Raw genomic sequence first — 6,239 nt, 5'->3', positions numbered from 1 at the left:
AATCGAAAATGTCGACCATATGCCCACTAAATTAAAGGCCTATGACTATCAGGATGGTAGTGAAGGCATTTATGTAGAAAACAGTTTTAGGGGAGAAATCGCCAAAGAAGTCGCTGGGGAAATTATAGACGAAGTGAATATTCCTGGTGTTCCACAAGTAAGTGGTGTAACCAAAGTGTTTCAACGCCATAACCGAAAAATTAAAGTAACTATAATCAATAATTATAAACTCATTTTAAAGCCTCGTTAGACTTTTGTCCATAATGGACATTATAAAAATATATTCCAATGAAAACATATATCACAATAATTTTATTAGCGTATTCAATATCAATCACCTCGCAACAATCTCTGGACACTATTTATGCAAATGACCAAAAGAGTGTTGCCCTGTTTTTTCCAACACCAATAAGACAGGGAATCACTGGCTCTAGAAATTTTGTATTCACGTACAATACAGAAACTGAACAATACTTAGGGTTGTTGCAGGCTAAGCCAGGAGCAACAAGTAATTTATTGGTCATAGGAGATGACGGTTCTGTTTTCTCTTATATTATTGCCTATAACCAAGAGCTTCAACAACTGAATTATTTTATTCCGAAAACTAAAAGTATTGGCAATGAAATCCCTAAAAAGGAAAAAGATGAAAATAAACAGGTTCAACAAGATTCTTTGCTAAAATCTCAAACTCAAAACCCCTATCAATATCGAAAAGAATATTTTGAAAAATTTAGTGCGTATTTGCTGACTAAAAAACATCCTGTTCAAAAATCAAAACATGGTAAAGCCATATTGCTTTCACTTAAAAAATTGGTCTATGACCGTTCTGAAGTATATGCCGTCATTGAAATCAATAATAGATCCGGAATCGATTTTGAATTCGATTATATTAATTTTTATAGTGTAAACACCAATAAAAGAAGAAAATCTTCTTTTCAGAAATTACAAATACATCCCATCTATACCTATAATCTTCCTGAAGTATTCAAGAATGGAGAGTCAAATAAGTTTGTTGTTGTAATGCCCAAATTTACATTGGGGGATTCTGAAAGGTTGTCCATTCAAATCAATGAGAAAAATGGGAATAGGGAATGGGGTTTGTAGATACTTATTGTTCTTTGTAAATTCTACTTTAAAATTAGCTCAACTACAATTTAAACTCCGCCCAAAGTGGATAATGGTCTGATATGAGATATGATAAATTACGTTTACTTATATCTCGGTTACTTAAAGCGGTGGGGAGAAAATCATAATTACCACCATTGACAAATTCCAAAGAAAGATTAGGAATGTTGGCATTATTATTAAACCAAGCAATTTGGTCATAGTATTTAGTTTCGTTAAATATAGACCTGGTTATTTCTTCATTTTGCAGTTGTGGTGGAACAGATAAACCTTCAGACAGAAAAGTCTTATCCAATAAATCACCACGTTCGTCAATATTAAAATCTCCCAGAGCAATAAAGTTCTGATGATAAGCATTAATATCACTTGCCCAATCTGCCAGCCATCTAGCTATACCTTTTAATTCATTAATTCTTTCAGTTGATTTTTTACCATATTTAATATGTAGAGTTACCAAAATGAATGTTTGTTGATTAGAACGAAAACTTACAGCATACGGCGTTCTTACAAATTGTTCTTCCAATACATTCTTCCTTAATCCTTTTGTCCATTCATTTGGCACGACCAGTTCACCTGCCAATCCAGAAAGTTGAACCCTTCGCATATCAAAAAGGTAGGCCATCCTTTCACCATTCCCAGAACTTCCCTTACTCACATCGGTTAAAATTAACGACCAGTTATTTCCTAATAGCTTTATGGTATCTCTTAAAGCTCTAATATTTGACTTGACTTCTTGAATGGCAATGACATCAAACCTTTTGATAATTTCATAAATACAAAGTATAGAATGTAAATCTCTTTTCGGGGAGTCATCTTTATCAGATTCCCATTTTCTAGTTAAGTTCCCAAAAGCTCTAATGTTCCAAGTTGCAATTAATAAATTATCATCTAATTTCTTAGAAGGAATTTTTTGATTAAGATCATTCCTTAAAAGTTTTAGATTTTCTTGAATTGGAATTGGAGGTATATCCTTAATTGTTGGCATATTATAAAGCTACTAATTTTTTAGTTAATGTATCTTTTAAATGCTAAGTAAATTTTATCTACTTGTATTCGATTTTATTTGTAATTTTGATTTTCGAAATCAGTTCATGCGTTAATAAAAGTGACCTATTCGGTTATCTATTAAATTTTAAAAACTATAAATATCTGATTTTCAATAGGTTTTACTAGTTGGTTCGAATCCAGTATGGCCCACATCAATCACAATCCCAAAATGGCTCTGCCATTTTGGGATTGTGCCAGCCTGCTGTAGGCAGGTTTGCAGGAGTGTATCAGATGGATCAACATCGGTTAATCCAGTATGGCTCACTTTTATGGTATTGTTTAAAATAATACCATATATAAGTATATGATTTTTAAGTATTTACATTTTTATCAATTCTAAATGATTCGTATTAATATCAAAGTTTAGGTGACCTATTCGGTTACCTAGAATGATTATCTTTTTAGATTTTATTCAATTTTACGCATGATTTGACTTTCGTTTTAATAAATATTAAAAAACGAAATTATGCGTACTTCACAACTTTTTCAGTCCTTTTTTTGATTTATGCCAAACGTGCAAAGAACAATCGAACCAACATCTATGAACGAATCAGGGTAAATAGCAAAAAGGTAAATATTAGCTTAAAATCAGAGCCTTACCGATATACGTACCTCAGCAGCTGGTACACTAGCTGCGAAATGCTCCAGCCGATGCGAATGTTATGGCATACCTTCACAGGAAAGGAACCGAGATTATATTTCATATTGCAGTCGATATGTTTGAAAATCCTACCTGTACTTAAAAATATGAACATCAAGAGTTCTTTCAGTTTGTGCAACCATTTTGTAAAACCGCTCTTGTCAATGGTATCTTTAAAAATATGGTTCTTTAGATACAATAATACCATGGTCTGGTTTCCGCCAAAGTATAAATCTGCCACAATGGCCGTTGTCAATACCTGGCTGTAGGAAACTTTTCTGTTGCTATGTTCTTTATGGTTCATTTCCAATAAAATATCATTTAAAACACAATAAATTGACATAAATTTGTTCTGGAGCATCTTAAGTTGTTTTTTTGAACTGTTCAAACCAAAACATAAAAACTATTTGCTCCAACTTTTTAGGAAACTAGGGTAGTTATGACATTTTAGGCAATCTTAGGAGAACGAAAAAAGATAAAAACAAAAAGAAAAAACAGCACGATAAACTTTATAATTTGTAGGTATGAGACATATATTTAGTATTATAGCATTAACATTAGCACTAGTTTCATGTGGGAACAAAGTAGAGAAAGAAGCTGTTGCAAAACCAACAATTCCTGTTTTCAAAAACGGAAAAATTGCGTCGATTTCAGGAAATAGACAAATAAGTGGTATTTACCCACATTTAACTACCTATTCCCATGCCAATGAAGAAGGAGTATATGAAAAAGGGCTAGAATGTGGGATTGGAGCAGTTGTTGAATGGGCAGGAAAAGCTTATATGATCAATTATGCAGCTCACGAACCAAAAGGGAGTGGCCATAAGCTTTATATTATTGATGATGATTTGAATATGGAGATTTTTGAAGGTAGTATTGGAGGTACTCCGGCGGCACGTTTAGTGCACCAAGAATCCAATCAACTATTTATAGGTCCTTATGTTATCGATGCTAAGGGTAATATCAAAACGATACCTTATTCAAAGATGGAAGGCCGTCTTACAGCAATAGCCAGACACCTAAAAGACCCTGAAAACAAAGTGTATTATTACGATATGGAAGGGATGCTCTATGAAGTAAATGTACATACTTTAGAAGTTAATAAATTGTACGACGATCCACTTCCTGGTTGGCACGGCAAAGGAGGCTATACCAGCCAGGGTAGATTGGTTGTTTCCAATAACGGGGAGAACACATCAAACGATAAGTGGGAAGAGAGTTGGAAAATTGAAAAATCAGCTGATGTGATTTGCGAAGATTGCAAAGGGGTATTGGCCGAATATGATGGGGAAAAATTTAAGATCGTAGAAAGACGTCAATATACCGATGTGACTACAAAAAATGGCATTTATGCCATCCCAAATGATGATTCGCCGTTATGGGCCATGGGGTGGGATAAAAAATCGGTGCGTCTAAAAGTGTTGGATCTAGGGGTGTGGTACACCTATTTAATTCCCAAGGCAACTTATAATAACGATCCGGCACATGGATGGTTTACCGAGTGGCCACGAATAAGGGTCATTTCAGAAGACATGATGATGATGGATATGCACGGTATGTTCTTTGAATTCCCTTCTACATTTTCTTCAACAAACACCTCGGGAATCAAGCCCATAGGCTCGCACTTAAGGTACATTCCAGATTTTATGGGATGGAAAGGCAAGGTAGTATTGGCCACTGATGAAACCAGTATTCAAGGTAATCCTTTGGCGGGACAGCCCCAATCCAACCTATGGTTTGGTGATTTTGAGGAATTAAAGCAATGGGGTCCAGCTACGGCTTACGGATCTATTTGGTTGAACGAAAAAACAAAAGCGGGCGAAGCTTCAGATGCATTTTTGGTAAATGGTTTCGACAACAAAATGTTGCACCTTAAAAACCACGATGCATCAGCAGTTCAAGTAACCATAGAAATAGATAAAAAAGGCAACGGCAAATGGTCAAAATTAATAAGTATAGATATCTCTGAAAACGGTTATGAGGGTTATGTGTTTGATAACGCCAATGCTATTCAATGGGTAAGGCTTAAAGCTAGTAATAATAATACCCTTACGGCATCATTCCATCTAACCGATAAAGATTATAGAAGTCCCGAAGACGGGATAAAACTATTTGAAGGTATTGCAAATTCTGATTATTCAGACGAAGTATTGCACTCAAAATTATACAGTAATAAGACAAATTATAATTTAAGTGTTTTTGCAGGTAACGTTGCTAACAACAAGTTCAAGGTAGAATCTGAGTATGAATTTACTAAATATGATTTTACGTTTAAAAACGGAATCAAGGATTCAACAGCTCAGGCTGCTTTAAAGACCAAAGATATTTGGGCTGAAGATGATGCTTCCATCATTTTGAATGCCAAAAACTATAGGTTGCGATTGCCTAAGTCACCTGGCTTTGTCGCTGCATCTGCTCCTTCTGGAGTGGTTAGGAGCGTTAGGGAGGTAGAGTCTGAAAGGGAACTTGCCAATATAGGCGGAACGTTCTACGAATTGCCATTGTATTATATAGGTATCGAGCCTCTTTATAAAATGATGCGTCCAGTAGCTACCCATAACAAACAGATTTCTGATTTCAATACATGGAACGGTTTGCTTGTTTTAAGCGGTGTTAAAAAGAACGCACCCAAAAGTGAACATGTTTACAAGTCTGAAGACAATAATGTCGGACTGTGGTTTGGAGGAATTGACGATTTATGGAAACTTGGTAAACCAAGGGGAGAAGGCGGCCCATGGAAAAACACGAACGTAAAGGCCGCAGAACTATCAGATCCGTACTTAATGACGGGTTACGATAAAAAGACATTAAAGTTAGTTGTAGATAAAGATATGGAAGTTGAACTATACATACATATTAGCCACTATACAAACGAACCGGTATTATATAAAACATTTTCGTTAAAGGCAAACGAAGCGTTTAACTACGAGTTCCCAGAAGGCTTTAGTGCACATTGGATACAGTTTAAGGCTAATAGAGATTGTAATGCAACTGCATGGTTAAGCTATAGCTAAATGAGCTTTTTCAATATTTAAAATTTAGAGAATAAATAAGATATGATAACATTTATTGCTTCTATAGCCATCTTGATTCTTGGGCATTTTACCTATGGAAAGTTTGTGGAAAAGATTTTCGTTATCGAACCCAATGCAGAAACGGCAGCTATTCGTTTACAGGATGGTGTCGATTATTGCCCGTTACCACTATGGAAGGTTTTCATGATACAATTTTTGAATATTACTGGATTGAGTCCCATATTTGGAGCCATTGATATTTTCTAAAATGACAATGTACCAATTCAATTGCCAGCTAAAGAGTGCTTCTGAAAGAAGTGTTTTTACGGACAAACACCTCCATTGTTCATCTGTTTTAGCTTATAAAGTACGGTATTTACGATAGCTCCTGTAGGAACAGTCGGCTGAAAACC

At 35.1% G+C, this 6,239-nt stretch carries 5 protein-coding genes and 1 pseudogene; 4 read left to right on the top strand and 2 right to left on the bottom strand.

Translation table 11 applies throughout. The features are described 5' to 3' along the window. Together traM and UMM65_RS02000 are read left to right on the top strand one after the other, a co-directional pair. On the top strand, nt 1–250 hold a 250-nt coding region (gene traM, locus UMM65_RS02005; RefSeq protein WP_462976389.1), incomplete at its 5' end, for a conjugative transposon protein TraM. A gap of 38 nt (nt 251–288) precedes the next feature. Next, nucleotides 289–1,104, top strand: a complete 816-nt coding sequence (locus UMM65_RS02000; protein WP_321974787.1) for a DUF4138 domain-containing protein — start codon at nt 289–291, stop codon at nt 1,102–1,104. Nucleotides 1,105–1,147: 43 nt separating this feature from the next. On the opposite strand, the gene UMM65_RS01995 is transcribed toward UMM65_RS02000, so the two are convergent. Together UMM65_RS01995 and UMM65_RS01990 are read right to left on the bottom strand one after the other, a co-directional pair. Beyond that, nucleotides 1,148–2,110, bottom strand: a complete 963-nt coding sequence (locus tag UMM65_RS01995) for an endonuclease/exonuclease/phosphatase family protein (protein ID WP_321974786.1) — start codon at nt 2,108–2,110, stop codon at nt 1,148–1,150. Nucleotides 2,111–2,822: 712 nt separating this feature from the next. Continuing rightward, nucleotides 2,823–3,173: pseudogene (locus UMM65_RS01990) on the bottom strand (IS982 family transposase); the annotation flags it as partial. Nucleotides 3,174–3,336: 163 nt separating this feature from the next. Between UMM65_RS01990 and UMM65_RS01985 the strand changes: the two are divergent. Then, on the top strand, nt 3,337–5,826 hold the full coding sequence (locus UMM65_RS01985) for a hypothetical protein (protein ID WP_321974784.1): 2,490 nt from the start codon (nt 3,337–3,339) through the stop codon (nt 5,824–5,826). Nucleotides 5,827–5,868: 42 nt separating this feature from the next. Next, the gene (locus UMM65_RS01980) at nt 5,869–6,093 is read left to right on the top strand and encodes a carbon starvation CstA family protein (RefSeq protein WP_321974783.1); all 225 of its coding nucleotides are present in this window, start codon (nt 5,869–5,871) and stop codon (nt 6,091–6,093) included. Nucleotides 6,094–6,239: the final 146 nt, after the last annotated feature.

This window comes from Aureibaculum koreense, from assembly GCF_034296135.1.
Taxonomy (GTDB): Bacteria; Bacteroidota; Bacteroidia; order Flavobacteriales; family Flavobacteriaceae; genus Aureibaculum.
This window is presented reverse-complemented; position numbering and strand designations above follow the sequence as displayed.

What these genes read in the sequence shown, in the direction of transcription:
- UMM65_RS02000 (WP_321974787.1), top strand. Translation starts at nt 289, where the DNA reads ATGAAAACATATATCACAATAATTTTATTAGCGTATTCAATATCAATC.
- UMM65_RS01985 (WP_321974784.1), top strand. Translation starts at nt 3,337, where the DNA reads ATGAGACATATATTTAGTATTATAGCATTAACATTAGCACTAGTTTCA.
- UMM65_RS01980 (WP_321974783.1), top strand. Translation starts at nt 5,869, where the DNA reads ATGATAACATTTATTGCTTCTATAGCCATCTTGATTCTTGGGCATTTT.
- UMM65_RS01995 (WP_321974786.1), bottom strand. Translation starts at nt 2,110, where the DNA reads ATGCCAACAATTAAGGATATACCTCCAATTCCAATTCAAGAAAATCTA.